We start from the raw sequence: 26,085 nt of genomic DNA, 5'->3' as shown, positions 1-26,085 counted from the left end.
GGCAAGGTGAGCGAGCCATTGTGCCGACGCCCCGAGTGTTTCGTCCCTGGATCGTCCCTATAACTACAAGGTGATGGCGATGCAAAAAGACACCAGTCTGTTGAAGAAAAAGCGTGTGTGGATCTACGCGTTTCTCTTCACCCTGACACTGATCAACTACGTTGACCGAGTTTCGCTTTCGGTTGCCTCCAAAGTGCTCAAGGAGGAATTCGATATCTCGCCGGTTGCGATGGGCTACCTCTTCTCGTCCTTCGTATGGCTCTACTTTCTGGCCCTCATCCCCATGGGCTACCTCGTAGGCCGCTTTGGCCCTAAAAAGGTCAACGGTTACGGCATCGGGGTATGGTCGGTAGCCACTGCCTGCACCGCATTGTCGACCGGGTTTATTTCATTGCTCACGTGCCGGCTAATCATGGGCATGGGTGAAGCCACTACCTACCCTGCCGGCGCGCGCGTCATCCGCGAATGGATGCCACTCAAAGAGCGTGGCATGGCCACCGCCGTGTTCCACAGCGGCAGCCTGGTAGGCCCGGCCATCGGCGCCATTGGCTTTGGCTGGCTGATTAGCGCGTTTGGCTGGCGCATCGCGTTTGTCGTAGCCGGTGCGTTGGGATTCCTCTGGCTGGCTGCCTGGTTGAAATGGTACAGCCACCCTGCCAAAGCCCCATGGCTTGACGATGCCGAACGCGCGGAGATTGCTGAAGGTAGCGTCTCACACGGGGCCGAGCCGGCGCAGGCTGTATCGCTTGGCCTCAAGGGCCTCGCACGCTCCAGCAGCATGTGGGCCATTGCCCTATCGCATGGGTGCGCTGTTTACGCTACCTACTTTTTCCTGACCTGGCTGCCGACCTACCTGCAGGCTGAGAAAGGCCTGACAGTGATGTCCAGCGGCATCTACACCGCTATCCCATACCTTGGTGCGGCGATTCTCGCCATCGTTATTGGCCGCCTGAGTGACAAGGCGATGCGCCCAGGTGCAGCCGAAACAGGACAGCGTCGCATGGTGGTAGCGAGTGTGTTGCTCGCCTCTTCGGTCATCTTTCTGGTGCCAGCGATCGACAGCACCTGGTCAATTCTGTTTGTGATCACCCTGTCGTTGGCGACCTGCGCTTCGGCGATTTCTCTGAACCTCTCGCTTGTGAACGACTTGGTGCGCTCTGAAGACGACGTCGGCACTGCAGCAGGCTTCATCACAGCGGTCGGCAATCTGTTTGGGCTGCTGGCGCCGATCGTGACCGGCTATGTGGTTGCCGGCTCCGGCAGCTTTGCCTTGGCCTTCGTGGTGGTCGGCGCCTTGCTGGTAGTGGGCGCGATCCTCTCGATGTTCTGTACCCGCCGCCCGATCGGGCTGGTCACACCTGCCAATCAGGCGGTGGCTTGAATGACTTGTAATGAAGGAAGCAGTAGCGTCATGAATCAACGTAGTGGTGTATCCCGCAACAACGACCAGGCCCAGTCTGGTTCTGGCGGGAAGTGGCGGCTGGCAACCGTCGTATTGGCGGTGGCCCTTGGTGTGTTTGGCATGACCCTGTTCGGAGGCGGGGTATGGCTAATCGCGTTGGGCGGAAGCTGGTACTACGGCCTCACAGGTGCAGGGTGCATAGTCGCCGCAGCCTTGCTCTGGAAGCAACGGCGCAGCGCACTGTACCTCTTCGCCGTTATCTGGGGGCTGACCGTGATCTGGGCACTGTGGGAGGTCGGGCTTAACTGGTGGGGGCTGGTGCCACGTCTGGTGGCCATGACCGTAATCCTGTTGCTCATTCTTTTCCTGTCGCCGGCGCTGCGCCGCGCTCCTCGCACTGCTGCGTAACGAGGTCTGTCATGTTCACATCCGTCAAATGCGGTGGCGTGCTTGCCATTGCGGTTTCTTGCACGCTGCAGATGCAGTTCGCTCAGGCTCGGGACGTACCGCAGGTCGGCAGCGACTGGCCGTTCTACGGTGGCGATCACAATGCCCAGCGCTTCAGCCCACTCAAGCAGATTACCCCTGATAACGTCGGGCGCCTGGAGCGCGCCTTCGTCTATCACACCAGGGATCTACCGAACCCGGGCAGCCGCTATTCACCAGAAACAACGCCGGTCAAGATCGGCAACGATCTGCTGATGTGCTCTGCCAAAAACATACTCATCTCGATCGACGCCGCAACAGGTAAAGAGAACTGGCGCCATGACCCTGGCGTCCCCGATCAGGCCATTCCTCACGCAGCAGCCTGTCGAGGCGTCGCGGTATATACCGCCCCGCAGCTTCCTGAATCCGCCCAATGCCGCAGCCGCGTTGTCGAGGCCACCCTCGACGCGAGGTTGGTCGCGGTCGACCTGCATACCGGTGAGCCTTGCAAAGACTTTGGTCAAAATGGCGCGGTTGATCTGTGGGAAGGTCTGGGTAAGAAAGTCCCCGGCTGGTACGCAGTAACGGCACCGCCCGCCATCGTCAACGGTGTGATTGTCACCGGTGCGCAGATTCGGGACGGCCAGGATGAAGATGCGCCCTCAGGTGTCATTCGCGGCTATGACGCCGTAACGGGAAAAATGGCTTGGGCCTGGGATCTGGCTAACCCGGCAAACGTTCATGGCCCAGCTGAAGGCAGCACCTACACCCGTGGCACGCCGAACATGTGGACGGCAGCAGTTGGCGACGAGGCGCTTGGCTATGTCTATCTGCCGATCAGCAACTCTTCGATCGATTACTACGGCTCCAACCGCAGCGCAGCCGAGAACAAATATTCCACCTCACTGGTGGCGGTAGACGTAAAAACGGGTAAAGACGTCTGGCACTTCCAGACCATTCGCCACGATGTCTGGGACTACGACCTGGGCAGTCAACCGACCATGCTGGATTACCCGGGCAAGGATGGGAAGCCGGTACCCGCGGTGCTGCTGCCGACCAAGCAAGGTGATATCTACATCCTGGATCGTGCCACAGGCGAACCGCTGATCCCTATCGGCGAGGTGAAGGCCCCGAAAGGCGGATCTGTGGAGCCAGACTTCCTGGCCGATACTCAGCCCACCTCCGAGTGGCACACCTTGCGCAAGGCCCCCAAGACCGAAGCAGACATGTGGGGCTTTTCCCCACTTGACCAGCTGATGTGCCGTATTCAGTTCCGCCAGGCGAACTACGAGGGCTATCTAACGCCGCCTTCCGTCGATCGCCCATGGATTCAATACCCTGGCTACAACGGTGGGTCGGATTGGGGCTCGGTGGCCATCGATCCGGTGCGACGGCTGTTGATTGCCAACTACAACGACATCCCCAACCTCAACCAACTGATCCCGCGAGAGCAGGCTGACAAGATGGGGCTTAAACCTATCTACGCGCCGAAGCCTGACGAGACGGCCTTGAACAAGGCCGGCAGCAAGTCAGGTAAAGGTGAAGGCGGCGCCTCGACTTATCCGCAGGTCAACGCACCGTATGCAATCAGCGTAAATGCCGGCTGGCGCAACTGGGGCACCGGCGTGCCGTGCTCGGCGCCACCCTACGGTGGAATTCGTGCAGTCAGCCTGGACACCGGTAAGACCGTATGGGACGAACCTCTGGGCACCGCGCGTCGCAACGGCCCGTTCGGCATCCCGTCGCACTTGCCACTCAATATCGGCTTGCCCAACAACGGTGGCACCGTGACCACGGCGGGCGGTCTGACATTCGTTGGGGCTGCAACTGACAACCTGTTCCGCGCCATCGACACGGCCACCGGTGAAGTGCTGTGGGAAGACGTGCTGACAGTGGGTGCGCAAGCCAATCCGATTTCCTATGAAGTCAACGGCGAGCAATACGTACTGGTTTCTGCTTCTGGTCATGCCTTTATGGAAACCGGAACCAGTGACGAGATCATTGCCTACAAGCTACGCAAGTAAGGCCAGCGTCGGGGCTCGCTAGGGCCCCGTCTTGGAGCTATTCGACAGAGGAGAAAAACCATGGATCTAGGTCTGCAGGGTAAACGCGTTTTGGTCAGCGGCGCATCGCGGGGCATTGGCCGAGCAATCGTCCAGCTCTTCCTCGCCGAAGGCGCGCACGTTGCGTTCTGCGCTCGCGGTGAAAAGGGCGTGCGCAACGCCCAGATCGAATTTGGTGAACACGCCTCGGGCACTGCCGTAGACGTCACCCAACCAGAACAGGTTCGTGCCTGGGTAGATAATGCGGCGACGCGCTTGGGCGGGCTCGACATTGTCATACCAAACGTCAGTGCCCTGGCCGGGGGAGATGATCTGCAGACCTGGCGCCGAGCTTTCGATACCGACCTGCTGGGCAGTGCCACGATGATCAAAGCGGCTCTGCCTGCTCTACGCGAGTCGCAAGCAGCTTCGGTAGTCTTGATCTCAAGCGTATCGGGCCGTGAGGTTGATATGTTCGCAGAACCCTACGGCATCTTGAAGGCCGCCTTGCTTCACTATGGCAAAACCCTGTCGGTTCGCCATGCAAGCGAGGGTATTCGAGTCAACTCAGTATCCCCTGGCAACGTGTACTTCCCTGATGGTGTATGGGGTGACATCGAGCGCGAGCAGCCCGAAACCTTTGCCAAATGCCTGGCCGAAAACCCGATGGGACGTATGGCTACGCCGGAGGAGGTAGCAAAGGCCGTGGTTTTCCTGGCCAGCCCTGCTGCCAGCTTTACAACGGGCACAAACCTGCTGGTCGACGGTGGACTCACTCGTTCAGTGCAGTTCTGAGTCCATCACGCCGGACAGGTTATTGGAGAGGTCAACATGATGAAACTCTACATCTACGAACACTGCCCATTCTGCACACGGGCCCGGATGATCGCTGGGCTCAAATGTCTTCCAGTTACTCTTGAAGTCGTCATGGAGGGTGACGCCAAGACGCCGATTCGACTGATCGGTAGGAAGGCTCTGCCCATCTTGCGCAAGGATGACGGAAGCCACATCGGCGAAAGCCTGGACATTGTTCGATACCTGGATAGTTTGGGGCCCACTGCCCTCCTTGCTCCGCAAGACCGCGCACTGGATGAGTGGATCAAGGAAGTGTGGCCAACAGCACTCAGACTGTTTATCCCACGATTCGTAGAGGGCAATTTCGCAGAGATCGCCACGCCAGAGGCGAAACAGGCCTACCGTCAGCGTGAAGAGCTGGCTTTTGGTAATCTGGAGATGCTGCGCGAAGCCATGCCAAAACTACTTGCATCTATCCAGCCTATGCTTGAGGCCTTGGCACCACTTGTAGCTGAGAGAAAGGCTGTTGGCATCAACGACATCACACTGTGGCCGGTGCTTCGGTCGCTGTCTATCGTCCGTGAGATTGAGTTCCCGAAGCTGGTTCGTGACTACATGGAGCGCCTGAGCGATTCATGTGGTGTTCCACTTTTGTTCGGGCACCACGGCTGAGCGACATACCATGTCCAGATCCGAGGTGGTTGCCCAGTGCGGGCGGAGGGCGGGAAGCAGTATCGAACAGCGGTTCTGGTACAGCGAAGCTGGCCAGATAAAGATATCTGCTGTCGGCCTGGATGCGACTCTAATCCTGGATACACGTGTCAATCTCTTACGCGTCAATGAGCGATGCCTATTGCTCCAGGCGACGCCCGCCCGTCTCTTGGCACTCCTCCTTCTCAACCAAGGGACGGTGATGAGCAGAAAAACGATATTCAGCGAGGTCTGGGGATATCAATTCAACCCTGGCACCAAGATCATCGACGTTCAGATCTGCTATTTGAGAAAAATACTTCACACACTGCAGGCGCCGTTTGAAATAAAGACATTCAGAAGGCAGGGACTTCGACTGCAAGCTCTTGAGCAATGCCCCACCTGCCACAGTCTCTCATAGCAGCTTATGCCGCCTGAACTCATCAAGCCGTGAATCCCTGAGAGCGAATTGCTACCCAGGACCTTCACTGGTCTAACACGCCTTACTTGGTGCCACACTCACTCGCTGTCTCGCGGCCTCAACAGGGTTGAGCAATGCCTGCATCATAAGAGCGTTGCCTAACGCAGCTCCGGACGTGGTGTTGTCGAAAATGCACCAGGTGGGCACATTGTTGGCCCTACTCACTTCGAGCCGTTGCGACAAGCGCTGCAGATACTCTTTCGGGTATGAACTGTAGTAAGTCCGGGGGACGCCATGCAGTCTCCAATACACCATGCCTGGCCAACCACTGGGCTGCTCATCGTCACCGAAACGGGGTGGACTCGCGCCTACCTGGGCGATTTGAAATGCCGACAATTTAGCGTCTGCATCCCGCCAGGATGGATGCCGAGGTTCTAGCGCCAGTGGCCCCGCGTAGTGCTTGCGCATTAGCTCAAAAAAGTTCTGAGCAATTTTTGCCTCGTACTGCAGTGACGGTGGTAACTGCAGCAGAATGCAACCGAGACGGCCTTCGAGCTGGCCGCACTGCTCTAAAAAGTCCTTCAGCGGTGTCTCACAATTCATCAACCGCCGTTCGTGGGTGATTGTCTGTGGCGCCTTGACCGAGAATCTGAAACCTTCTGGCACCGACGCTGCCCACCGAGCATAGGTTTGGGGCCGATGCGATCGATAGAACGAACTGTTGACCTCTACCGCGTTAAGGCGAGTCGCGTAACGCTGCAAGTGGCTACCCAAAACGGGAAATTCTTCCAAAGAAGGCCGTGACAGGTTCCAGCCGGCGCACCCGATGTAGATCATTACCAATGCTCCTCGATATCCGGCTTTTTCCAAGGGGCTTGCCCGGCGCGCTCACGATTTCCTATAACGCCTAACGGTTCGAGAAAACCTACCCCGACAAGTTCTGCCGGCGCTCGCCAACCCGCTTGCCTTCGGCTATTTCTGGCGTGTCAGCACACTTATCCCCGTTTTGGAATCTCAGGGACTGGAGGAGCTTACCCAAAGACATGGTTAGCCTATACGAAGGAAACTCAGGGGGCCGATGATGCATGAATCATGATTACCTCGAAGACGGTTCCATCCTCGCCAGATGAGCTGACCTGGATTTTGCCTCCATGGCTGGCCACTATCTCCGCCGCGATGAACAACCCTAGGCCCAGCCCCGCTGACACCCCCCTGTCACCCGCCGCGTAGCTCGAGTAACGTCCTTCCGGCTTGAAGAGATGCGGCATGGCCTCAGGGGGGATGACTTCTCCCCAATTATGGACACTGACGCACGGGTCACCTTGATGGTCAAATACCTTCACATGGATCGGAAGGGCTGGATCACCATGGCAGATAGCGTTTCTAATCAAATTCGAAAAGACTTGAGCCATCCGTGCGGGGTCAAATAGCCCTGGGATGACCGCCTGTTCACTCAAAACAATCCTGGCGTCGGGGAAGGCAATGCGCAGCTCTTCGATAACCGAGCGACAGATCTCATTCAGCTCAGCTGGCTCCAACTGCACTGGAATGCCGGTGCCGATGTTGCAACGAGCAAGATCAAGCAGATCGTTCACCATGTTGTTGGCGCGTTGGGCGCTCGTACAGACTTGGGCTGCCAGCTCCCTCCCTTTTTCATCCAAGCCTTCTTGGCGGAGGATCAAGCCGCCCGCCATTAGCACCGCCCCCAAAGGGGAGCGCAGATCATGACTCAGCACAGCGAGTAGCATCTTACGCGTTGATTCCAAGGCGGATCCGTAGGCCGCGATGGATTCCACGAGGGCTTGGTCTATCGCTTCGTTGAAGCGGATCATGTCTCGAACATGGTGCTCCTCTTCAAACACTTCTTGCGCAAGCCAGTGCGATAGCACGCTGGAACGTAGCGCGCGGTACTCGGAGACCATTTGATCCAGTGAGAACCCGGCAACCAAGCGCGTCAGTGCATGCGTCTGAGCAGCCGTTTCACTGGTATTTAAGGGGCCCTTGCCCTGGGCCTTTTCCGCTTGTTCGCGTGTGGTCTGCCCTTTGCGCATGTCTGCGGCGATCGTTCGCAGAATTTTCTCTGCATGATTTCTCAGCCCGGTTGCATCGAGATCCGGCTGTTTTGTTTCTACCGATCGAGCAAAGTCTTCCCACGCCTGGAGAATACGTTCCATGCTGTTCTCGATGAAATCGTGCAGTCGCATAGCGATCTAGATGCTCGCAGGGTAGGCATTCTCCAAGATTAGCCCATGCCGTAAGCCAGCATGGCAACAGCTAGTGAACCTTCTGTCTGTCTTTTGAAACGACTCGCTATAAGCCACACCTAACAGGAACAGCCAGGAGTAAATGCTATGCCTAGTCGCGTGCTGATCGTCGAGGATGACGATGTGCTGAGGTGGCTGATGACGGAAGCCCTTATGCATCTGGGGTATGAAGCGACTGGGTGCATCAGCGCTGACGCAGCTTTGCTTAAGCTGAACGTTAATGATTCATTTGATTTAGTGATAACCGACGTTGTGATGCCAGGACAATGTGATGGCATCGGTTTAGCCAAAACCCTATGGTCTATGCGCCCTGAGTTACCGGTTATAATCGTGTCAGGCAATACGGTTCTGCCTCCTGGCTTTTTACCAGCCAATGCGATGTTTATTGCTAAACCTTGCACATTGGAAGCGCTTAGCCGGACGATCGTTGAGCTACTCCCAGCCAACTGATGCTCAGCCCGAAAAATTACACCGTAGGAAACAATGCAGTACGAATGCGCGCTCCTTCATAAATGCCAATTGGGTGAATTCCATAATGCCGCTGCAACTCTATGCAACCCTCCTACTGCAGATACGCGAAGCCAGGGAAGCCATTAAAGAGCTCGAAACCGACGGCCTATTTTTTTAGCTTAAAAAAAAGCCCAGCAAAATGCGCTGAGCTTTCCCACCCTGCGACTTACTTGTCTAGAGTAGCCGCCTGATTTCCCCCTTCTTCGGCAATCGCTGAAAGCTTCTCATCGGCAGATTTTTCTTCTACCAGTGTGTCTGCCAGCAACTGAGCCGCCTCCTTCATTCGCAAGTGTTTAGCCATCGCGATAAGCGTGCCATAAGCCGCGATCTCGTAATGCTCAACTTTCTGTGCAGCCCCAATGAGTGCGGCATCCAATACAGCACCCTTTTCAATTTCGTCCAAAAGCTCCTTGCTCTCTTCAATCAGGCCCTCCATGGCGACGCACTTCATTCTCTTGAGTTTCAAGCCTGCAAGCTCAACCAGCTGGTCAATTCGCTCGATCTGACCCTGCGTTTCCTCCAAGTGAGAGAGGAAGGCTTCAGCAAGCAGTGGATTGGTCGAGGCGCGCGCCAAACGAGGCAGGGCCTTGGTGATCTGCTTCTCGGCGCTATACACATCCGACAGCTCGTGAATGAACAAATCTTCAACGCTTTTACGTGCAGGCATGGGTATTTCCTCAGAAAACTACTATCGGTTAAAAATGCTTTCCATGGGTAGCTGGCAGGCGTGGCGGCTCGGGCACATCGTTCGCAAGCAGTGTCCCAACGCCGAAGACCACCATGGCCATGCGGATTCGCAATGCCCTGCATGCCAGGCGCGAGTCCACTTCAAACGCCATCAAGGCCCTGCGCATTGCAAGCTCAGCGCCCTTGTCTTTTGTGACATTGCCGGCCTGTATTCGGGTTCGCATCGGAACTACTCGCTGTCGCGCCCCTGCACCAACCCCGACCCCAGGTCTGCGCCGGTAATCGGATTACTGTCCGGCTGAGAGGTCGTGCGCAACTTCATGGCCTCAACCGCTTCTAACTCCATCTCGGAGAGGGTTACCGAAGCGCTGCCATCCCCACCGTCCACCGCTGGGGCGGGATCCTCGACGTAGTCCCACTCGCTGCCTTCGTTCCAAGGGCCACGCACATTAGGCTCACCCGACATGTTGAAATACTTGTTGGTGAACTCCGGCATGCCCGGGAGCTTGCCTTGGGGGAAATTCGGCTGGATGGCATGTAGTGCTTTTTCGAATGAGAGCTGGTGAGCGATTTCACGTGTCATCAAGAAGCCCAACGCTTCCCTGACGCCTGGATCATCTGTCACGTTCATCAACCGCTCGTAGACGATTTTGGCGCGCGCTTCGGCGGCGATGTTCGAGCGCAAATCTGCAGTCGGCTCACCGATGGTGTCGACATATGCAGCACTCCAAGGCACGCCTGCAGAGTTGGTCAGTGGTGCACCGGCCCCATACAGGATGCTGGTGATATGCGAGTCATTACCAGCGCCGTTGATGGCACGGTAAAGCTCTCCCTCCTCCTCAATCCCTTCTGCCAGGCGTCCTTTGGCCCCTTTATTAAGCATGACAATAATCGACCCCACGATCTCCAGATGGCTCAATTCCTCAGTTGCAATGTCCATCAGCAGGTCTTTGCGGCCAGCATCGTCCTCCGCCAGCGCCTGGGTGAAATATCGACTCGCCGCGGCCAATTCCCCTTGCGCGCCACCAAATTGTTCCAGCAGCAAATTGGCCAGACCAGGATTAGGCTGGGCAACGCGCACCGTATACTGTAAACGTTTGTTATGAATGAACATATTATGCCTCCACGGCAAATACAGCGCCGCAAATACGATTATTTGCCGTGCGTTATTATGGGAGATAATACGTAAAGGAAATGTGCGGACAAAAATCTGAAAAGCAGACGAATGGTATAACTACTGCAGGTCAAACTTAATCAATAAACAGGATCGTGTTATTTTGCGCAGCAGATTCAACGTGCTCAACTATTAGAAAGAATATTGACCCCAAGATCTACACATAGCTGATTTCGGCCGCCACCCAATTGCCGCACAGGCCTTAATGATGGTGCTGAGAAAATTCTCGCATGAATATCTCCAATGTTTTAGGGCCCACGCCTTCGAAGCTCAGCAGCCAGCGCTTAAAATCGTCGCTACTGAGAGAACCCGCCTGCATGTCTTGAAGTTGACCCTCCCACTTTGAAGCCAGGGTGCAGCCTAGCGCATGGAGACGCCGGGCAGTCGACTGATCGTAACGGGCATAACCTCCCTCGCCCAGCAAACGGACGAGTGTCGAATGCGAGCAGCGAGCGAGTCTAACCGGTGTATCGGCAGCTTGTTGGTCGACCAGGACTCGATAAGTCTGCACTGCGACGCTTGAGCGAATCCGCTTCCCCATCAGGAAACTGGCGAGCAACCACCTGAACAAACCGTCGGCGCTGGTGAGATCGATTCCGAGATCACGCGCTGTGACAGTGTTCACCCCTTGGTTCGACGTGGGTCAGCTGAGCGAGGGTAAGTGCGCTCCTCTTCAATCGTGCCATCTGCTTGGTGAATTTTCACAGAAGCCGTTTTGCCTTCAAAGAAGGCTGGCAACATGCTGACCAGTTCCTGCTTCGTCGCAGCCCGCTTGGATTCCCGGTCAGCACCGGCTTTCTTCAACTCCCATCCATCCGACGTCGGGTTTAGGTGATAGTTATCCATAGTCTTCTCATCCAGCTAAATTGACTGGCCATCGTCCTGTATATCCTCTTCAGCTTCCGCTGCATCCGTGGCGTCAGCGTCATTCAAGGGTGGCGAAGTAGGCTTTTGCGGGTCATTGATGAAGGGGACATCGCTTGGCCCCTTCTCTTCGGGGCCCTCGGTCTTAGGTTGCATGACTAAACCTCCAAGCTAATGGGTCAGGTGTCCAACACTAAGCACTGAACCTGGGGATGATGCCGACGCCGGCATCGCAACTGGCCCAATACCAGGTGACGGCGTTGTCCATTTTTTCTAGGCAAATGATGAATCCGGTGATTGCCGTGCAGTTCGTGGTCGATCACGTACGTGCAAGTGCTGGCACAACAATCCCTGCCTAGTCATGCGCTATTGAGGTATCTAATGGGAGAAAAATTCAATCGGATGAGTCCAGAAGAGCTTGGCAGCCCGTCGTAGGATCCTGGCGCGCCTGGACACCGACCTGGCGCCCTGGTTGACGGCGGTACCGGCCAACGCCGGCTGTCACCTGAGCGCGTTGGCGAGCCCCGGGGTGGAGGTCGAGCTGTTGATCAGCCTGGCCCGCAAGGTCGAGGTAGGTCTGTACTCTCTGGCGCCGTTCTTCAGCGAAGCGCCGGTGCGACCGGGGCTGGCCCCGGGCTTTAGCGCCAACGAACTGCTGGACCGGGTGCGCGATACCCTGCATCAGCTCAGCTAAGCGCTTGGGCTGCCCGCTCGGGTCGGGCGATAGCGCCAGCGTAGCCCTGCGGGGCGAACCGCGCGGTCACCAGCAGCATGGCCAGTACCGTGCAGGTCAGGAGCATCCACGAAGCCTGGAAGTCGCCGCTGACATCGCGCAGCCAGCCGGTGATGTAGGGCACGATGCCAGTGATGATAAAGCCGATGCCCTGTACGAACGAGGCCAGGCTACCAGCCTCGGCCGGGGTTTTCAGGTGTTCCAGGGTCAAGGTCAGGCTTAGGCTGAAGCACGAGCCCAGGCCCAGACCGATCAGCGCCACCCACAGCCCCATCGCCGCAGTCGGCGCCAATAGCAGGCCAAGGAAACCGCACAGCTGAATCGACAACGCCAGCCAAAGCCCCAGACGGCGATCGGCAAAACGCCGCAGCAACAGCGGCAAACCCAGTGCGCCTGCAACCTGGAAGAGGGTCATCAGGCCCACCAGATCGGCGCCACCTTGAGCAGTGCCACCGTGCTCCAAATGATAAGCCGGCAGCCAGGCGACCATGCTGGTGTAGCCGCCGTTGATCAAGCCGAAGTACACCGCCAGCAGCCACGCACGACGGTTGCCGAACCAGTGCCCACCGCCGCCACTGGCGAACGTGGGCGTGTCCTGGCGCGGACGCAGCACTGCCCAGGCGACCAATCCCAGCAAGGCCGGCACTGCCCAGATACCCAGGCCCGCCTGCCAATGGCCGAAATAGCCACTGATGTGCGGGCCGAGTACGGCAGCCAAGCCACCACCACTCATCAAGGCCGCCGAGTACAACCCCATGGTTGCCGCCAGGCGGCCGGGGAACCAGCGGTTGACCAACCCCGGCATCATGCCCTGCACCACTGCCACCCCCAGGCCTGCGACAACCGCACTGGCAATCAGCGCCCAGACCGTGTCCAGCTGCAAGCGCCAAAGACAGGCCACGGCAATCGCCGCCAAGCCCATCAGCATGCCGCCATGCTCACTCAGCCAGCGGCGTAGCCACGGGTGAAGCAAGGGCATCAGGCCCATGCACAGCACCGGCAGTGCTGTCAGCAGCGCCGCTTGTTGATAGCCAAGGCCAGTGCTGGCGCGCATCGGTTCGAGCAGCGGGCCTATGCTGGTGAGAATCGGCCGCAGGTTGAGCGCCAACAAGACCACCAGCAGCAGATTAAAAGCGCCTCTCATGCCTGCTGAACCTGCTGCCATTGGCGGTACAGATCAGCTTCGCCTGCCGGCTTGAGCGGGCGCAGCGGCAGGCTTTGCTGCTGCGGTGGCTTGGCCATCTGCGCATAGACTGCGGCAGTAGACAGGCCATAGGGCTCGCCTTCGTCGTTGTCATAGGCAAACCAGGCCCGCTCGATGCCGCACAAATGCATCGCGGCCAGGCACATCGGGCAAGGGTGGCCAGTAGCGTAGATCTCGGCCCCATCCAGGCGTGGCCGGCCCAAGGCCTGCGCGGCCTGGCGGATGGCTTGCATTTCGGCGTGGGCAGTCGGGTCCTGGCTGCGATGAATCTCGTTGACCGCGCGGGCGAGCACCTGACCTTGATAGACCAGTACGGCGCCAAACGGACGGCCACCGGCTTGAATATTGGCGCGGGCCAGATCAAGGGCCTCGCGCATGAACTGTTGGTTGGACATGAAGCACTACTCCTGTTGCAGAGGGCAGCATTATCCCGTCTCGCGGGCTGTGGCTGAAATGAAGAGATTGGATGCACCTCAGTGGCCACCTGAATAAGCCGATGCCTGATAAGCGCCGTCTAAAAAGCATCGCGCAGAAGGAGAAAGATCCGACAGTGGTGGCGCAGCAAGCTACTTAGCATCGCAGGCCCGACCCACTAGACAAGGGCTCCTCAGATGCCAGTAACCCGCCCCACCCGCTTGGCAGCCGCGCTGCTCGCTTCGGCCTTGTTCGCCAGCAACGGCCTGTATGCCGCCCACCTGACGCGCGACAATGGCGCGCCCGTGGGCGACAACCAGCACTCGCAGACTGCCGGCGCTGCAGGCCCAGTGCTGCTGCAGGACGTACAGCTGATCCAGAAGCTGCAACGCTTTGACCGCGAGCGCATCCCAGAGCGTGTGGTACATGCCCGCGGCACGGGCGCCCACGGGATATTCACCGCCTTCGAAGACCTCGGCGAGCTGACCCAAGCCTCGCTGTTCACTCCTGGCCTGCGCACGCCGGTGTTCGTGCGCTTCTCCTCGGTGGTGCATGGCCTGCATTCGCCAGAAACCCTGCGCGACCCACGCGGCTTTGCCACCCGCTTCTACACCGCCAGCGGCAACTGGGACCTGGTGGGCAACAACTTCCCAACCTTCTTCATCCGCGATGCGATCAAGTTCCCGGACATGGTGCATGCCTTCAAGCCCGATCCACGCACCAACCTGGGCGATGACAAACGGCGTTTCGACCTGTTCTCGCACATACCCGAAGCCACCCGCACGCTGACCCTGCTGTACTCCAACCAAGGCACGCCAAAAAGCTACCGGCACATGGACGGCAACAGCGTGCACGCCTACAAGTTCGTCAACGCCAAGGGCGAGACGACTTATGTGAAGTTTCACTGGAAAAGCCTGCAGGGCCAGGTCAACCTCGACCCAGCCGCCGTTGAGCAGATCCAAGGCAAAGACTTCAGCCACATGACCGCTGACCTGATCAACGCCATCAGTCGTGGCGAACACCCCAAATGGGACTTGTACATTCAGACCCTGAGCCCAGAGGCGCTGGCCAAGTTCGATTTCGACCCACTAGACCCCACCAAGATCTGGCCCGATGTAGCCGAACGTCGTGTCGGCCAAATGGTGCTCAATCGCAACGTCGACAACGTCTTCCAGGAAACCGAACAGGTGGCCCTGGCCCCGTCCAACCTGATCGCCGGGATCGAGCCTTCCGAGGATCGTCTGCTGCAAGGTCGGCTGTTCTCCTATGCGGATACGCAGATGTATCGCGTCGGCGCCAACGCCAGCAGCCTGCCGATCAATCAGCCTCGGGCAGCGGTAGACAATGGCAACCAGGATGGCGCGCACAACCCCGGTCGCAGCAAAGACAGCGTCAACTATCAACCCAGCCGCCTAAAACCACGCACCACGTCTGAGGCGGCGCGCTACAGTGCCCTGCCACTGGCGGGCAGCACGCAGCAGCAAGGGATCGCCCGTGAGCAGAACTTCAAGCAGGCTGGCGAGCTGTTCCGCTCCTTCTCCGAGGCTGAGCAGCGCGACCTGATCAACAGCTTTGGCCAGTCGCTGGCAGCAGCCGATGATGAAAGCAAGCTGATCATCCTGTCGTTCCTGTACAAGGCTGATCCGGCCTATGGCGAAGGTGTGGCCAAGGTGGCCAAAGGCGATCTGGAGCAGATGAAAGTACTGGCGGCCAAACTCGAAGACTGAAAGCGCCTAGCGCTCGTGGCGATTGAGCCGCGAGCGGTAACTGCCCGGGCTATGCCCGGTCCACTTCTTGAACGCGCGATGGAACGCGCTGGGTTCCTGAAAGCCGGTCTGCTCGGCGATCTCGGCGATGCTCAGGCTGCCCTCGCGCAGACGCTCGAAGGCCATGGCCCGGCGCACTTCATCCTTGATCTGCTGGTACGAGCGCCCTTCACGTTCCAGCTGGCGGCGAAAGCTGCTGGCACTCAAGCCCTGACGTTCAGCCAGGGCAGTCAGCGTCGGCCACTGGCCATAGCGCCTGGCGCGCAAATGCCGGTAAACCTCGGCGACCAAACCATTTTGATTGCGAAAGCGGATCACCAGCCCCTGGGGTGCGGTGCGCAAGAAGGTTTTCAAGGCTGCCACGTCTTGCACCACCGGCAGGCGCAGGTAGGCATTGTCGAACTCAACCTCGGTGCGGCCACTGCCCAGACGCAGATCAGGCCCCCACAACAGCGTGTCGTCTTCCTGGGTGGGTCGGGCGACGGCAAGTTCGGTGCGGTCGATGACGATACGCCGCCCCGCCAACCAACACAGCAAACCGACCACCAACACCAGGTAGGTTTCTTCGGCATAGACCCGGGTCAGCGGGTCTTCGATACTCGACTGCACGCTGATCACCGCGCGCCCGCCGCGCACCGAAAAACTCCCGCGCAGGTCACGCAAAAACAGGGCGAAATTACCCAGGCACTGACGCAGGGCCTTCTCCAGGTTCGGCTCCTGCACCAGCCCGCGGCAGATCAAGGCAAAGCTGCCAATCGGCATGCCGTGGCTGTCGAGGCGGAAAAACTCATCGTCAAGCGCATGGATCAGGTCTAGCCACAGGCGCGCGAAGGCCTTGGCCGGCACCCGCTCCTGGGGTTGATCGAGTAAGGCGGGGTCGATGCCAACGGCCAACAAGTGGCCATCGCGCTGCTCGGGCTGATCGCGCAGGGCATGCACCATGGCATTGAGAAAGTACACCGCGACCGAATCGCTATCGCGCATGGTTGATGTTCACTGTCTAGGCTGAGTGGCAAAAAATGCCAGGTTGACTGAGCAGATCCGACATAGGCCCTGCCTCGACCTTTGCCTAGACTCGACCCATTGTGGATACCGCGGTCATTCTCGCAGAGCCAGGCCCTATCCCGCCACGCCTTCGCAATTGGAGCCTCATATGAGCAGTGCAGAAATCTACGTTGTCAGTGCCGTGCGTTCAGCCATCGGTGGCTTTGGCGGTTCGCTCAAGGACCTGCCCCTGGCAGATCTGGCCAGCGCGGTTACCCGTGCGGCGATCGAGCGTTCAGGCGTGGCGGCCGAGCAGATCGGTCATGTGGTCATGGGCAACGTGATCCCCACCGAGCCGCGCGACGCCTATCTGGGCCGGGTGGCGGCAATGAACGCTGGCATCCCCAAGGAAACCCCGGCGTTCAACGTCAACCGCCTGTGCGGCTCAGGCCTGCAGGCAATCGTCTCGGCAGCCCAAGGCTTGTTGCTGGGGGATTGCGATGTAGCCTTGGCTGCGGGTGCCGAATCGATGAGCCGCGGCCCCTATCTACTGCCGCAAGCTCGTTGGGGTGCACGCATGGGCGACCTGCAGGGCATCGACTACATGGTCGGCATTCTTCAGGATCCGTTCGAACACTTCCACATGGGCATCACTGCCGAGAACGTTGCGGCCAAGCACGGCATCACCCGGCAAATGCAGGATGAACTGGCCCTGACCAGCCAGCAACGCGCCGCCCGCGCCATCGCCGAAGGCCGTTTCGCCAGCCAGATCGTGCCGCTGGAGCTCAAGACCCGTAAGGGCAGCGTGCAGTTCGCCGTGGACGAGCATGTGCGCGGCGATGTCAGCGCCGAGCAGTTGGCCGGCATGAAGACCGTGTTCAAGAAAGATGGCAGCGTCACCGCGGGCAATGCCAGCGGCATCAATGACGGCGCCGCCGGGCTGGTGCTGGCCACCGGCGATGCGGTGCGCCGACTGGGCCTGAAGCCATTGGCGCGGCTGGTGGCCTACGCCCATGCGGGGGTGGAACCGGCATTGATGGGGCTAGGGCCGATTCCGGCTACGCAGAAGGTGCTGGCAAAAGCCGGTCTGTCGGTCAGCGACCTGGACGTGATCGAATCCAACGAAGCCTTCGCCGCCCAGGCCTGCGCGGTCGCCCGCGCGCTGGACTTCGACCCGCAGAAGGTCAACCCCAACGGCTCGGGCATTTCCCTGGGCCACCCGGTAGGCGCCACCGGGGCAATTATCGCCACCAAGGCCATCCATGAACTACAGCGCATCCAGGGCCGCTACGCCCTGGCTACCATGTGCATCGGCGGCGGCCAAGGCATCGCCGTCGTCTTCGAACGCGTGTAAGGAATCGTCAACATGAGCATTGAACAGATCGCCGTGATCGGCGCCGGCACCATGGGCAATGGGATCGCCCAGGTGTGTGCCGTGGCGGGCTTCCAGGTGCTGGTCATCGACGTTTCGGATGCTGCCCTGGAACGCGGCGTGGCCACCCTGAGCAAGAACCTCGAGCGTCAGGTCAGCAAAGGTACCCTCGCCGCTGATCAGGCCGAGGCGGCCAAGACGCGTATCCGCACCAGTACCGACTACGCCGCCCTGAGCAGCGCGCAGCTGGTGATCGAGGCCGCGACCGAAAACCTCGAGCTGAAGCTGCGCATCCTCAAGCAGGTGGCGGCCAACGTTAGCGCCGATTGCCTGATCGCCACCAACACCTCGTCGCTGTCGGTCACCCAGCTGGCCGCCAGCATCGAGCACCCTGAGCGCTTCATCGGCGTGCACTTCTTCAACCCGGTGCCGATGATGGCGCTGGTCGAGATCATTCGTGGCCTGCAAACCAGCGACAGCACCTACGCCCAGGCCTTGCTGGTGACCGAGAAGCTCGGCAAGACGCCCATCACCGCCGGCAATCGCCCAGGCTTTGTGGTCAACCGCATCCTGGTGCCAATGATCAACGAGGCGATCTTCGTCCGTCAGGAGGGCCTGGCCAGCGCCGAGGATATCGATACCGGCATGCGCCTTGGCTGCAACCAACCGATCGGCCCGCTGGCATTGGCTGACCTGATTGGCCTGGACACGCTGCTGGCGATCATGGAGGCCTTCCATGAGGGCTTCAACGACAGCAAATACCGCCCTGCCCCGCTGCTCAAGGAAATGGTCGCCGCCGGCTACTTGGGGCGCAAGAGTGGCCGCGGGTTCTTCACCTACTGATGGAGCGAGTGCCATGCCAGCCAACGCTGCCCTGCGCTGTGCCAACTTCGATGAGCGTCGCGACAAGGCCATGGCACTGTTTGCCGAAAAAGGCTTCGGCCAGGTCAGCATGCGCGAGCTGGCGGCGCATGTCGGTCTGACGGCAGGCTCGCTGTACCACCACTTCCCCAGTAAACAGGACCTGCTCTACGACCTGATCGAGGAGTTGTACGAGGAGCTGCAAGCGACCCTCGATCAAGGGCGACGGGCATTGGCGCGAGGCAAGCCGGTGTTGGCAAGCCTGGTAGCCGCGCATTGGCAACTGCATGCCGAACGGCCGCTGCAGTTTCGCCTGGCCGAGCGCGACCTGTGCTGCCTGAGCGAAACCCAGCAAGCGCGTTTGCTGGTCGCACGCAAGCGTTACGAGGCGGGCTTGTTGCACCTGATTGCGCCCAAGACCTCGCTGGCAGGTGAGAGGCTGGCGGCCACTGCGCATGTGCTGGCGACCCTGCTCAATCAGTTGCCAGGGTGGCTGCATGGCCGGGGCTTGCCTGAAGATCAGAGCCTTGCGCTGATGGAGAGTGTGTTGCTGGGTGGGATCGAGAGGACCTTGCGCTAGGCTGTGCCGGCCTTATCGCGGGACAAGCCCGCTCCCACACAACCTCCTCAACCCCTGTAGGAGCGGGCTTGCCCCGCGATAGGGCCGGCACAGCTCCACGTCAACTTCAGGACGCCGCCGAGACCTGTTCGGCAGGTTCTTCCCGGCTGGCATAACGCTGCGCCAACACCGCGCAGACCATCAACTGGATCTGGTGGAACAGCATCAACGGCAAGATCATTGCGCCAATCCCGCTGCCAACGAACAATACCTGCGCCATCGGCACGCCGGTGGCCAAGCTCTTCTTCGAGCCGGCAAACAGGATCGTAATCTGATCCTCGATATTGAACCCTAGCACCCGTCCCAGCAGTCGCGTGCCCACCAGCACCACGGCCAACAGAATCCCGCAGACTGCAAACAACCCCGCCAGATGCTGCGCCGACACGGTAAGCCAAAGGCCCGTGACCACCGCCTCACTGAACGCGGTGTAGACCACCAGCAAAATCGAGCCTTGATCGACCAGTTTCAGCCAGCGTGCATTGCGCTTGACCCAATCACCGATCCAGCGTCGGGCCATCTGGCCGGCCACGAACGGCACCAGCAGTTGCAGGGTGATCTTCAGCACCGCATCGAGGCCCGAACCGGTATCGCCGTCGGCACCGAGCAGCAGCATCACCAGCAATGGCGTCAGGAAGATCCCCAACAGGCTGGAAGCGGCCGCGCTGCAGATCGCAGCAGGTATGTTGCCCCGCGCAAGCGAGGTGAAAGCAATCGCCGACTGCACGGTGGCTGGCAAGGCACACAGGTACAACACGCCCAGGTACAGCTCGTTGCCCACCAACGGCACGAACAGTGGCTTGAACGCCAGCCCTAGCAGCGGGAACATCACGAACGTGCAAGAGAACACCAGCAGGTGCAACCGCCAGTGGCTGGCACCGGCAATGATCGCCTCGCGCGACAGTTTGGCGCCGTGCAGAAAGAACAGCAGGCCGATGGCCAGGTTGGTCAACCAGCCGAACAGTACCGCGCCCTCGCCTGAACATGGCAGTAACGTGGCAATCAGCACGACCCCGAGCAAGGCCAGGGTGAAATTGTCAAAGAGCATGCGCAAGTACTTCATCACAGGTTCCGTCTTGTCATTGTGCAAGGGCAGACGATAAGGTCTGGCCACCTTTACCGCTAACGCCGGAACCCCCAGCAGTGTCGCTCAACGGACACTGCGCACGCTTCAGACCAGGAAACCCCATGCGCTATACCTCTGTTCGCCTGCTCAAGTTGGGCCTTGTACTGTCCCTTGCCAGCAGTCAGGTGCTGGCCGATGACCTGCACAACCAGGTCGACGCGATCATTCAACCACTCATGCGCGACCATGCCATTGCCGGCATGGCGGTGGCGGTGTTCGTCAATGGCCAGGAGCACTACTTCACCTACGGCCTGGCCAACAAGCAAGAGCGCCAGCCGGTAAGCCGCGAAACGCTGGTCGAAGTCGGCTCGCTGAGCAAGACCTACACCGCTACCCTCGCAGCCCTGGCCAGTGCCGAAGGCAAGCTTGATCTGAACGCCCCCGCCAGTCGCTACCAGCCGGCCCTGGCAGGTGCGCCACTGGGTAAGGCCAGCGTGCTGGAGTTTGGCGCTTACAGCGCCGATTGCCTGCCGTTGCAATTCCCGGATGAGGTCACTACCTCGGCCCAGGCTCTGGCGTTCTACCAACAGTGGCAACCCCGTGGCGAGCACGGCACACAGCGTTGCTATTCAAACCCAAGTCTTGGGCTGTTCGGCGATCTGGCCGCGCGCGCGCAGCAGCGCCCGTTTGCCGATTTGATGAGCCAAACCGTGCTGCCGCAACTGGGCTTGAAGCACACGTACCTGGCGGTTCCCGCTGCTGCGCAGGGCCTCTACGCGCAGGGCTACGATGCGCAGGACCGAGCGGTGCGGGTCAATCCTGGACCTTTCGCTGATGAGGCCTACGGCATCAAAACCGATGTGGTCGATGCAATGCGCTACGTGCGCCTGCAACTGCAGCCCGACCGCCTCAGCCCAACGCTCAAGCAGGCCATCGCCATCACCCACACCGGCTACTTCCAGGTCGGCACCATGACCCAGGGCCTTGGCTGGGAGCGCTACCCCTACCCGGTCAGCCTCGACACCCTGCGCAAGGGTAATGGCGCAGACTTTGCTCTCAAGCCCCAGCCCACCCAGCGGCTACTGCCGGCAAGCCCAGCAGCGCAAGCCGCCTGGTACAACAAGACCGGGTCTACCGCAGGCTTTGGCGCTTACGTCGCCTTCATCCCATCCAAGGGTATGGGTGTTGCCCTGCTCGCCAATCGCAACTACCCCAACGAGGCCCGGGTAGAGGCGGCATATCGCATCCTCACGCAGATCCAGGCGCCTGAATAATCTAGCTTTTAGCGCTGTTCGGGGGCATCGCCCAGGGCGTTGCCGAGTGGATTGTCAGACAAGATGTAGTGAGAAAAAATATTCACTACAAAACTGTTGACGACGTGAATCGGCCTTGTGCATGATGAAGCCGTCTCCCTGATCGGGAGCGGTGGCAAGGGTGTTCCAGACGGCCTGCGCGGTAACGCAGGCCGTCCATGGAGAGGGAACTGTCCAAAAGGCAGCGTGAGAAAGCCCCTGTTGCAATGCTGCTGTAGCAGCCTTGGTAGCGCGCTACATGGGTAGCGCCAAGTGTGAAATCACTAATCGACGGGTAATGGGGGCTTTATGATGAACTTGAACGACAAACCGACTATCGACCAATTGGCCCAGCTGTTCGCCGCGCGCAAGGACAGCCTTGACGACCATCTGCTGTGGCTCAGCCAGACCGGCGAGGTACGCCTCGACCGCCTGCCGCCGAACAGCGTCGAAGATCAATTCGAAGCGGACCTGCCAACCATGCGCGCCCGCTTCAAGGTCTACCGCCGTGGCCAAGGCTACGTCGGCAAGAAAGCCGCCGCCGACACCGAGTTCGTTGGCCGCGTGCTGCAGACCCTGCAACAAGAATGGCCCGCCGCCCGTGAGCGGCAGGCAGTCAAGGTGATCGACCCACTGAACTGAGTTGTACACCGCTACTTGAGCCCGGCCCGCAAAGGCCGGGCTTTTTCATGGGCGGTTTCGCCGGTTCTGCAACCGCCGTCCTTCAGGCCTGAAGCCTAGGCCGCTGCACCTGCGGCAATGGCAAGGCGCCAGTGGCCAGCGCCCGCCCGCGCTCAACGCCCCAGACCAGCGCTCGTGTCATGGTCTCGCCTGGACGCGTCGGATGATACTCTTCGTGCAACGCGGCACCGTTCTTGGCATATAGCCCCAGGAACAACTGCGTGGCCCCCAGGCGCGACAGGCGCACCTGCACATCGATGCTGGTGCCATCACTGAGTTCCTCATCGTGGCTGCGACTGTGCAACTGCGCATCGGCCCACTGCCAGTAGGCCTCTTCCCTGATTCGCATCGAAATCAATCCTCCATTGGCGAAATGCCGCGCAAGAAGACCACAGCATCGAGTCGCGTGCGAGGGCAACACGCCGATACCATGAGCAGGATCAACAAAGGCAAAAAAAACCCCGCCATTGAGCGGGGCGTTGGCGGTCGGCTTACTTCTTGGTCGGCACCCGTGGAGTGAAGCGACCCTTCTTGCTGCGCTGCAGCGACGCAGGCTGCAGCTGCTCCGATTCGTCCAGGGTCATGTTGGCAAAGCCCAGGCGAAAAGCCGTCTGGCCGCAACGGACCTGGCTGTTGATCGGGAATGCATCATTCATGTCTTCGAAAAAGGATTCGCTCATGCCCTGTCTCCCTCCAGAGGTGACCGTGTCGGCAAGCAGCGTGCTTGCCTAGATGAACAGCGGCCTGTTGAAGTGAGACTAGCCGGTCATTCTCGGACCGCCCGGACAAAATCCACGGACCCGACCAGTGGCACATGGCCTTACTTCAAACGCACCGCCGTACCGGTGGCGAACACCACGACCATGCCGCCCTGCACCGACGGCATGCTGATTTCGAAGTCCACGCCGACCACGGCGTCAGCTTGCAATTGACGTGCCCGGGCCATCAACTCCTGAGTGGCCTGCTCACGCGCCAGCTTCAGTGCGCCCTCCAGGGTCTGCGAGCGGCCACCGAAAAAGTCGCGAAAGCGCGCAAAGAAATCGCGCACGAAGTTGATGCCCTGCACCGATTCGGCGCTGACCACGCCAAGGTATTCAGCGACCGGACGGCCTTCCAGTTGGCTGGTAGTGGAAATGATCATGTACGGGCGCTCCCTTGGATTAGGCAAAAGAAGCGCATGCTAACAAACCTTGCCCGCCCTCCCGGCAAGGTCTGCGGCGTTTTCGTAAGCGCTTATTGCGCGCTGGCCGGGCGCAGGCGCTGGCTGATCCGCGGACCGAATACGTTGATCAGCAGCCCCAGCATTACCAACAACGCGCCCCAGCCCTGCATGGCACTCAGTCGTTCATCCAGCAACCAGGCCGATGAACTCAAGCCCACCACCGGCACCAACAGCGAGAAAGGCGCGACCTTGCCCGCAGGGTGACGCGACAGCAGCGTGCTCCACAGGGTGTAGCCGAGCATGGTCGCGGCGTAGGCCAGAAATGCCAGGGCCAATACCGAGCTCAAGCCGATGTTGCTCAACGCATCAGCCATGCGCTGCGGCCCCTCCAGCCACCAGGACAGCAGCAGAAACGGCAGCGGCGGAATCAGCCCGCCCCAGACCACCAACGCCACCAGGTTCACTGAACCGAAACGGCGCGTGATGATGTTACCCATGCCCCACATGGCACCGCCGCACAGGGTCAGCAACAGGGCTACCAGCGGCACATGGCTACTGTTCTCGCTGCCGATCAGGGCCAAGCCGCTCGCAGCCACCAACAAGCCAATCAGGCTGGCCGGGCGCAGACGCTCCCCGAGAAATAGCGCGGCGAAGCCCAGGGTGAAGAAGGCCTGCGACTGCAACACCAGCGAAGCCAGCCCCGGCGGCATTCCGCTATGCATGGCCTGGAACAGGAAGGCGAACTGACCGAGGGAGATCGTTGCGCCATAGGCGATCAGCCAGCGCCAGGGCAAATTCGGCCGCTTGATCAGCAACACCGCCGGGAATGCCACCAGCAGAAAACGCAAGGCGCCAAGCAACATGGGCGGCAGGCCGTCGAGGCCGACCTTGATCACCACGAAATTGACTCCCCAGACGATGATCACCACCAGGGCAATCAGCAGGTCCTTGAGTGGCATTGCGACTTCCTTCTTCAGGCTGTTCTAGACATATTTCGTTACAGCATAAGGGCTTTTGCTGGCGCCGGACCGACACAGTTGCGGTCCAGGGTTGCGCAACAGTCTGAGATTGTTCCTCGCTCAAAGGGGGCTGTGCTGGCGGCGCAAGCACACTGAGGCCGTCGCCCGGCAGGTAGCGCGGCTACCTGCCTGCCCCAGCCCCGCTGGATTACCCGCGGCGCAACCGCTGTCAAATTGACTGTCATCTAGCGGTCATCCCACTGTCGTAATCTGCGGTGCATCTCTATGCCACAGGTCCCCGGCATGCACCGCCTCTGCGTCTTGCTCTTGTGTATTCTGCCCCTGCTGGCCTTGGCTGAGCCGGCGCAGCTGCATGTGCAAGGCTCCAACACCATCGGCGCGGCGCTGGGTCCAGCGCTGATCCAAGGCATGCTGCAAGCCCAAGGCGCCAGCGCTATCGAGCAGGCGCCAGGGGCGGCCCCTAATGAAACCGACATCACTGCGCGCGATCTCAAGGGCCTGTTGATCCGCGTCGCGATCGCAGCGCATGGCTCTAGCACAGGGTTTGCCGCGCTAGGCAGTGGCGCTGCCGACCTTGCCGCCGCCTCGCGCCCCATCAGCGAAGCCGAAGCCCAGCGCCTGCGGGCACTGGGCGATCTACGTAGCCCGGCCCAGGAGCAGGTGATCGGCCTGGACGGCGTTGCGCTGATCGTGCATCCGGACAACCCGCTGGCCAAGCTCACCACCGAGCAACTGGCGCAGGTGTTCTCAGGCCAGGTGTCGCGCTGGGAGCAGTTAGGCGTGCCCGGCGGGCCGATTCGTCTGTACGCGCGCGATGACCGCTCCGGCACTTTCGAAACCTTCAAGGCGCTGGTACTGGACACTCACGCCAGCGTGCTGGACAGCCAGGCGCTGCGTTTTGAATCCAGTGAGCAACTGGCGGAGCGGGTCAAGGCTGATCGCCAGGCGATTGGCTTTAGCAGCCTTGCTGCGGTGCACGGGGCCAAGGTGCTGGCCATCGCCGAGGGCGACGCGCCGGCCCTGCTGCCCAGCCGCGCGCGGGTGGCCAGCGAAGACTATCCGCTGTCGCGGCGATTGTACTTTTACCTGCCCAGCAACCCGCAGCCGTTGGCCCGGGCACTGGCCGAGTTCGCGCAGAGCCCGGCAGGCCAGGCGATTGTCGCTGAACAGGGGTTTGTCTCGCAGCAGGTCAAGGCACTGGCGGTGCCCACCCAAGCGGATATGCCGCCGCGCTACCGCAACCTGGCCGAGGAGGCGCAGCGTCTGACCGTCAATTTCCGCTTTCAGCAAGGCAGTGCCAGCCTCGACAACAAGGCGCTGCGCGATGTGCGGCGGGTGGCTGATTACCTGCGCCAGACGGGCAAGTTGCACGTCAAGACAGTGCTGGTCGGCTTTAGCGACCCCAAGGAAACGCCAGGGCGCGCCGCGCTCCTTTCCCGCTTGCGGGCGATGGCGGTACGCCGCGAGTTGGCTCGCGATGGCGTGCAGATCAAGGAGGTGACCGGCATGGGTGATGAACTGCCGGTGGCCGACAACGATCAGGAACAGGGGCGCCTGCGCAATCGGCGGGTTGAGGTTTGGGTGTATTGACGAGTTGGCCAGTACTGGCCTCATCCCGGGGCAAGGATCCAAGCAAAGAAATGTAACAGCGTCGCATTCGAGCACTGGGGGAAATGGGT

Annotated in this window: 27 protein-coding genes and 2 pseudogenes; 15 read left to right on the top strand and 14 right to left on the bottom strand. The window is 60.1% G+C overall.

The annotated features are described in order from the left end of the window. The first annotated feature begins 79 nt into the window (after positions 1 to 79). From ACI2JX_RS04235 to ACI2JX_RS04210, 6 genes are read left to right on the top strand one after another with little or no spacing between them, the layout of a single operon-like run. On the top strand, positions 80 to 1,381 hold the full coding sequence (locus ACI2JX_RS04235; RefSeq protein ID WP_264233520.1) for an MFS transporter: 1,302 nt from the start codon (positions 80 to 82) through the stop codon (positions 1,379 to 1,381). Positions 1,382 to 1,411: 30 nt separating this feature from the next. Then, complete coding sequence (locus ACI2JX_RS04230; protein ID WP_404689458.1) at positions 1,412 to 1,810, top strand: glucose dehydrogenase; 399 nt, start codon at positions 1,412 to 1,414, stop codon at positions 1,808 to 1,810. 11 nt (positions 1,811 to 1,821) lie between these two features. Beyond that, positions 1,822 to 3,852, top strand: a complete 2,031-nt coding sequence (locus tag ACI2JX_RS04225) for a pyrroloquinoline quinone-dependent dehydrogenase (RefSeq protein ID WP_264233516.1) — start codon at positions 1,822 to 1,824, stop codon at positions 3,850 to 3,852. Between the two features lie 60 nt (positions 3,853 to 3,912). Further along, positions 3,913 to 4,665, top strand: a complete 753-nt coding sequence (locus ACI2JX_RS04220; protein WP_312151272.1) for an SDR family oxidoreductase — start codon at positions 3,913 to 3,915, stop codon at positions 4,663 to 4,665. Between the two features lie 36 nt (positions 4,666 to 4,701). Then, positions 4,702 to 5,337, top strand: coding sequence for a glutaredoxin 2 (grxB, locus tag ACI2JX_RS04215; RefSeq protein ID WP_404689457.1), 636 nt, complete (start codon positions 4,702 to 4,704; stop codon positions 5,335 to 5,337). Between the two features lie 10 nt (positions 5,338 to 5,347). Next, a complete protein-coding gene (locus tag ACI2JX_RS04210; RefSeq protein ID WP_404689456.1) occupies positions 5,348 to 5,776 on the top strand; it encodes a winged helix-turn-helix domain-containing protein in 429 nt (142 codons plus the stop codon). Between the two features lie 72 nt (positions 5,777 to 5,848). Here the strand turns inward: ACI2JX_RS04210 and ACI2JX_RS04205 are convergent, their stop codons facing one another. Further along, a complete protein-coding gene (locus ACI2JX_RS04205; RefSeq protein WP_404689455.1) occupies positions 5,849 to 6,613 on the bottom strand; it encodes a DUF72 domain-containing protein in 765 nt (254 codons plus the stop codon). A 230-nt stretch (positions 6,614 to 6,843) separates the two neighbouring features. Next, a complete protein-coding gene (locus ACI2JX_RS04200; RefSeq protein WP_404689454.1) occupies positions 6,844 to 7,980 on the bottom strand; it encodes an ATP-binding protein in 1,137 nt (378 codons plus the stop codon). 147 nt (positions 7,981 to 8,127) lie between these two features. Here ACI2JX_RS04200 and ACI2JX_RS04195 point away from each other — a divergent pair, with 147 nt between their 5' ends. Next, positions 8,128 to 8,490, top strand: coding sequence for a response regulator (locus ACI2JX_RS04195; RefSeq protein WP_404689453.1), 363 nt, complete (start codon positions 8,128 to 8,130; stop codon positions 8,488 to 8,490). 226 nt (positions 8,491 to 8,716) lie between these two features. Here ACI2JX_RS04195 and ACI2JX_RS04190 read toward each other — a convergent pair whose 3' ends face one another. The 4 genes and pseudogenes from ACI2JX_RS04190 to ACI2JX_RS04175 form a co-directional block, all read right to left on the bottom strand. Next, complete coding sequence (locus ACI2JX_RS04190) at positions 8,717 to 9,217, bottom strand: ferritin-like domain-containing protein (protein WP_264233507.1); 501 nt, start codon at positions 9,215 to 9,217, stop codon at positions 8,717 to 8,719. A gap of 249 nt (positions 9,218 to 9,466) precedes the next feature. Continuing rightward, positions 9,467 to 10,351 carry a manganese catalase family protein gene (locus tag ACI2JX_RS04185; protein ID WP_312155634.1) on the bottom strand — a complete coding sequence of 295 codons (885 nt, stop codon included), beginning with the start codon at positions 10,349 to 10,351 and terminating at the stop codon, positions 9,467 to 9,469. A gap of 681 nt (positions 10,352 to 11,032) precedes the next feature. Then, entirely contained in the window at positions 11,033 to 11,257 is a 225-nt protein-coding gene (locus tag ACI2JX_RS04180; RefSeq protein WP_404689452.1) for a DUF2188 domain-containing protein, read from the bottom strand. A gap of 220 nt (positions 11,258 to 11,477) precedes the next feature. Further along, positions 11,478 to 11,598, bottom strand: a pseudogene (locus ACI2JX_RS04175) (DUF6555 family protein); the annotation flags it as partial. Between the two features lie 98 nt (positions 11,599 to 11,696). Between ACI2JX_RS04175 and ACI2JX_RS04170 the strand changes: the two are divergent. After that, positions 11,697 to 11,969, top strand: a pseudogene (locus tag ACI2JX_RS04170) (PLP-dependent aminotransferase family protein); the annotation flags it as partial. Here ACI2JX_RS04170 and ACI2JX_RS04165 read toward each other — a convergent pair. Next, entirely contained in the window at positions 11,962 to 13,152 is a 1,191-nt protein-coding gene (locus ACI2JX_RS04165; RefSeq protein ID WP_404689451.1) for a CynX/NimT family MFS transporter, read from the bottom strand. The pseudogene ACI2JX_RS04170 and the gene ACI2JX_RS04165 sit on opposite strands and share 8 nt — an antisense overlap. Beyond that, positions 13,149 to 13,607, bottom strand: coding sequence for a nucleoside deaminase (locus tag ACI2JX_RS04160; protein WP_264233497.1), 459 nt, complete (start codon positions 13,605 to 13,607; stop codon positions 13,149 to 13,151). The genes ACI2JX_RS04165 and ACI2JX_RS04160 overlap by 4 nt, the downstream gene beginning before the upstream one ends. A 216-nt stretch (positions 13,608 to 13,823) precedes the next feature. On the opposite strand from ACI2JX_RS04160, the gene ACI2JX_RS04155 reads away from it, so the two are divergent. Next, the gene (locus tag ACI2JX_RS04155) at positions 13,824 to 15,353 is read left to right on the top strand and encodes a catalase (RefSeq protein WP_404689450.1); all 1,530 of its coding nucleotides are present in this window, start codon (positions 13,824 to 13,826) and stop codon (positions 15,351 to 15,353) included. Between the two features lie 6 nt (positions 15,354 to 15,359). Here the strand turns inward: ACI2JX_RS04155 and ACI2JX_RS04150 are convergent, their stop codons facing one another. Then, on the bottom strand, positions 15,360 to 16,376 hold the full coding sequence (locus ACI2JX_RS04150) for an AraC family transcriptional regulator (protein WP_186555174.1): 1,017 nt from the start codon (positions 16,374 to 16,376) through the stop codon (positions 15,360 to 15,362). 169 nt (positions 16,377 to 16,545) lie between these two features. Between ACI2JX_RS04150 and ACI2JX_RS04145 the strand changes: the two genes are divergently transcribed. From ACI2JX_RS04145 to ACI2JX_RS04135, 3 genes are read left to right on the top strand one after another with little or no spacing between them, the layout of a single operon-like run. Then, positions 16,546 to 17,730, top strand: a complete 1,185-nt coding sequence (locus ACI2JX_RS04145; protein WP_264233494.1) for an acetyl-CoA C-acyltransferase family protein — start codon at positions 16,546 to 16,548, stop codon at positions 17,728 to 17,730. A 12-nt stretch (positions 17,731 to 17,742) separates the two neighbouring features. Then, complete coding sequence (locus ACI2JX_RS04140; RefSeq protein WP_404689449.1) at positions 17,743 to 18,591, top strand: 3-hydroxybutyryl-CoA dehydrogenase; 849 nt, start codon at positions 17,743 to 17,745, stop codon at positions 18,589 to 18,591. Between the two features lie 13 nt (positions 18,592 to 18,604). After that, entirely contained in the window at positions 18,605 to 19,189 is a 585-nt protein-coding gene (locus ACI2JX_RS04135; RefSeq protein WP_404689448.1) for a TetR/AcrR family transcriptional regulator, read from the top strand. A gap of 106 nt (positions 19,190 to 19,295) precedes the next feature. Here the strand turns inward: ACI2JX_RS04135 and ACI2JX_RS04130 are convergent, their stop codons facing one another. After that, positions 19,296 to 20,288, bottom strand: coding sequence for a bile acid:sodium symporter family protein (locus tag ACI2JX_RS04130; protein WP_404689447.1), 993 nt, complete (start codon positions 20,286 to 20,288; stop codon positions 19,296 to 19,298). 125 nt (positions 20,289 to 20,413) lie between these two features. On the opposite strand from ACI2JX_RS04130, the gene ampC reads away from it, so the two are divergent. Together ampC and ACI2JX_RS04120 are read left to right on the top strand one after the other, a co-directional pair. Continuing rightward, complete coding sequence (ampC, locus tag ACI2JX_RS04125; protein ID WP_404689446.1) at positions 20,414 to 21,565, top strand: class C beta-lactamase; 1,152 nt, start codon at positions 20,414 to 20,416, stop codon at positions 21,563 to 21,565. A 327-nt stretch (positions 21,566 to 21,892) separates the two neighbouring features. Further along, positions 21,893 to 22,225 (top strand): hypothetical protein, encoded by a 333-nt coding sequence (locus ACI2JX_RS04120; protein ID WP_186555168.1) that lies wholly within the window; start codon positions 21,893 to 21,895, stop codon positions 22,223 to 22,225. 82 nt (positions 22,226 to 22,307) lie between these two features. Here the strand turns inward: ACI2JX_RS04120 and ACI2JX_RS04115 are convergent, their stop codons facing one another. The 4 genes from ACI2JX_RS04115 to ACI2JX_RS04100 all read right to left on the bottom strand — a co-directional run bounded on the left by ACI2JX_RS04115 (position 22,308) and on the right by ACI2JX_RS04100 (position 24,385). Then, entirely contained in the window at positions 22,308 to 22,613 is a 306-nt protein-coding gene (locus ACI2JX_RS04115) for a hypothetical protein (protein ID WP_186555167.1), read from the bottom strand. Between the two features lie 142 nt (positions 22,614 to 22,755). Further along, positions 22,756 to 22,944 (bottom strand): hypothetical protein, encoded by a 189-nt coding sequence (locus ACI2JX_RS04110; RefSeq protein ID WP_186555166.1) that lies wholly within the window; start codon positions 22,942 to 22,944, stop codon positions 22,756 to 22,758. Between the two features lie 140 nt (positions 22,945 to 23,084). After that, positions 23,085 to 23,405 carry a YbjQ family protein gene (locus ACI2JX_RS04105; protein ID WP_264233483.1) on the bottom strand — a complete coding sequence of 107 codons (321 nt, stop codon included), beginning with the start codon at positions 23,403 to 23,405 and terminating at the stop codon, positions 23,085 to 23,087. 92 nt (positions 23,406 to 23,497) lie between these two features. Next, the gene (locus ACI2JX_RS04100; RefSeq protein ID WP_264233481.1) at positions 23,498 to 24,385 is read right to left on the bottom strand and encodes an EamA family transporter; all 888 of its coding nucleotides are present in this window, start codon (positions 24,383 to 24,385) and stop codon (positions 23,498 to 23,500) included. A gap of 303 nt (positions 24,386 to 24,688) precedes the next feature. Between ACI2JX_RS04100 and ACI2JX_RS04095 the strand changes: the two genes are divergently transcribed. Next, positions 24,689 to 25,996, top strand: coding sequence for a phosphate ABC transporter substrate-binding/OmpA family protein (locus ACI2JX_RS04095; protein WP_264233479.1), 1,308 nt, complete (start codon positions 24,689 to 24,691; stop codon positions 25,994 to 25,996). The last annotated feature ends 89 nt before the right edge of the window (positions 25,997 to 26,085 follow it).

The sequence above is a fragment of the Pseudomonas sp. NPDC088890 genome (assembly GCF_044900155.1).
Lineage (GTDB): Bacteria > Pseudomonadota > Gammaproteobacteria > Pseudomonadales > Pseudomonadaceae > Aquipseudomonas > Aquipseudomonas urmiensis.
The sequence above is the reverse complement of the archived record's forward strand: the minus strand, read 5'-3'. Positions and strand labels throughout refer to the sequence as shown.

Excerpts from the sequence above, each read along its gene's own strand:
- ACI2JX_RS04160 (WP_264233497.1), bottom strand. The coding sequence starts at position 13,607 with ATGTCCAACCAACAGTTCATGCGCGAGGCCCTTGATCTGGCCCGCGCC.
- ACI2JX_RS04130 (WP_404689447.1), bottom strand. The coding sequence starts at position 20,288 with ATGAAGTACTTGCGCATGCTCTTTGACAATTTCACCCTGGCCTTGCTC.
- ACI2JX_RS04205 (WP_404689455.1), bottom strand. The coding sequence starts at position 6,613 with ATGATCTACATCGGGTGCGCCGGCTGGAACCTGTCACGGCCTTCTTTG.
- ACI2JX_RS04155 (WP_404689450.1), top strand. The coding sequence starts at position 13,824 with ATGCCAGTAACCCGCCCCACCCGCTTGGCAGCCGCGCTGCTCGCTTCG.
- ACI2JX_RS04100 (WP_264233481.1), bottom strand. The coding sequence starts at position 24,385 with ATGCCACTCAAGGACCTGCTGATTGCCCTGGTGGTGATCATCGTCTGG.
- ampC (WP_404689446.1), top strand. The coding sequence starts at position 20,414 with ATGCGCTATACCTCTGTTCGCCTGCTCAAGTTGGGCCTTGTACTGTCC.
- ACI2JX_RS04220 (WP_312151272.1), top strand. The coding sequence starts at position 3,913 with ATGGATCTAGGTCTGCAGGGTAAACGCGTTTTGGTCAGCGGCGCATCG.
- ACI2JX_RS04185 (WP_312155634.1), bottom strand. The coding sequence starts at position 10,351 with ATGTTCATTCATAACAAACGTTTACAGTATACGGTGCGCGTTGCCCAG.
- ACI2JX_RS04190 (WP_264233507.1), bottom strand. The coding sequence starts at position 9,217 with ATGCCTGCACGTAAAAGCGTTGAAGATTTGTTCATTCACGAGCTGTCG.
- ACI2JX_RS04095 (WP_264233479.1), top strand. The coding sequence starts at position 24,689 with ATGCACCGCCTCTGCGTCTTGCTCTTGTGTATTCTGCCCCTGCTGGCC.
- ACI2JX_RS04120 (WP_186555168.1), top strand. The coding sequence starts at position 21,893 with ATGATGAACTTGAACGACAAACCGACTATCGACCAATTGGCCCAGCTG.
- ACI2JX_RS04150 (WP_186555174.1), bottom strand. The coding sequence starts at position 16,376 with ATGCGCGATAGCGATTCGGTCGCGGTGTACTTTCTCAATGCCATGGTG.
- ACI2JX_RS04110 (WP_186555166.1), bottom strand. The coding sequence starts at position 22,944 with ATGAGCGAATCCTTTTTCGAAGACATGAATGATGCATTCCCGATCAAC.
- ACI2JX_RS04235 (WP_264233520.1), top strand. The coding sequence starts at position 80 with ATGCAAAAAGACACCAGTCTGTTGAAGAAAAAGCGTGTGTGGATCTAC.
- ACI2JX_RS04145 (WP_264233494.1), top strand. The coding sequence starts at position 16,546 with ATGAGCAGTGCAGAAATCTACGTTGTCAGTGCCGTGCGTTCAGCCATC.
- ACI2JX_RS04195 (WP_404689453.1), top strand. The coding sequence starts at position 8,128 with ATGCCTAGTCGCGTGCTGATCGTCGAGGATGACGATGTGCTGAGGTGG.
- ACI2JX_RS04135 (WP_404689448.1), top strand. The coding sequence starts at position 18,605 with ATGCCAGCCAACGCTGCCCTGCGCTGTGCCAACTTCGATGAGCGTCGC.
- ACI2JX_RS04180 (WP_404689452.1), bottom strand. The coding sequence starts at position 11,257 with ATGGATAACTATCACCTAAACCCGACGTCGGATGGATGGGAGTTGAAG.
- ACI2JX_RS04140 (WP_404689449.1), top strand. The coding sequence starts at position 17,743 with ATGAGCATTGAACAGATCGCCGTGATCGGCGCCGGCACCATGGGCAAT.
- ACI2JX_RS04210 (WP_404689456.1), top strand. The coding sequence starts at position 5,348 with ATGTCCAGATCCGAGGTGGTTGCCCAGTGCGGGCGGAGGGCGGGAAGC.
- ACI2JX_RS04115 (WP_186555167.1), bottom strand. The coding sequence starts at position 22,613 with ATGCGAATCAGGGAAGAGGCCTACTGGCAGTGGGCCGATGCGCAGTTG.
- ACI2JX_RS04165 (WP_404689451.1), bottom strand. The coding sequence starts at position 13,152 with ATGAGAGGCGCTTTTAATCTGCTGCTGGTGGTCTTGTTGGCGCTCAAC.
- ACI2JX_RS04230 (WP_404689458.1), top strand. The coding sequence starts at position 1,412 with ATGAATCAACGTAGTGGTGTATCCCGCAACAACGACCAGGCCCAGTCT.
- grxB (WP_404689457.1), top strand. The coding sequence starts at position 4,702 with ATGATGAAACTCTACATCTACGAACACTGCCCATTCTGCACACGGGCC.
- ACI2JX_RS04105 (WP_264233483.1), bottom strand. The coding sequence starts at position 23,405 with ATGATCATTTCCACTACCAGCCAACTGGAAGGCCGTCCGGTCGCTGAA.
- ACI2JX_RS04225 (WP_264233516.1), top strand. The coding sequence starts at position 1,822 with ATGTTCACATCCGTCAAATGCGGTGGCGTGCTTGCCATTGCGGTTTCT.
- ACI2JX_RS04200 (WP_404689454.1), bottom strand. The coding sequence starts at position 7,980 with ATGCGACTGCACGATTTCATCGAGAACAGCATGGAACGTATTCTCCAG.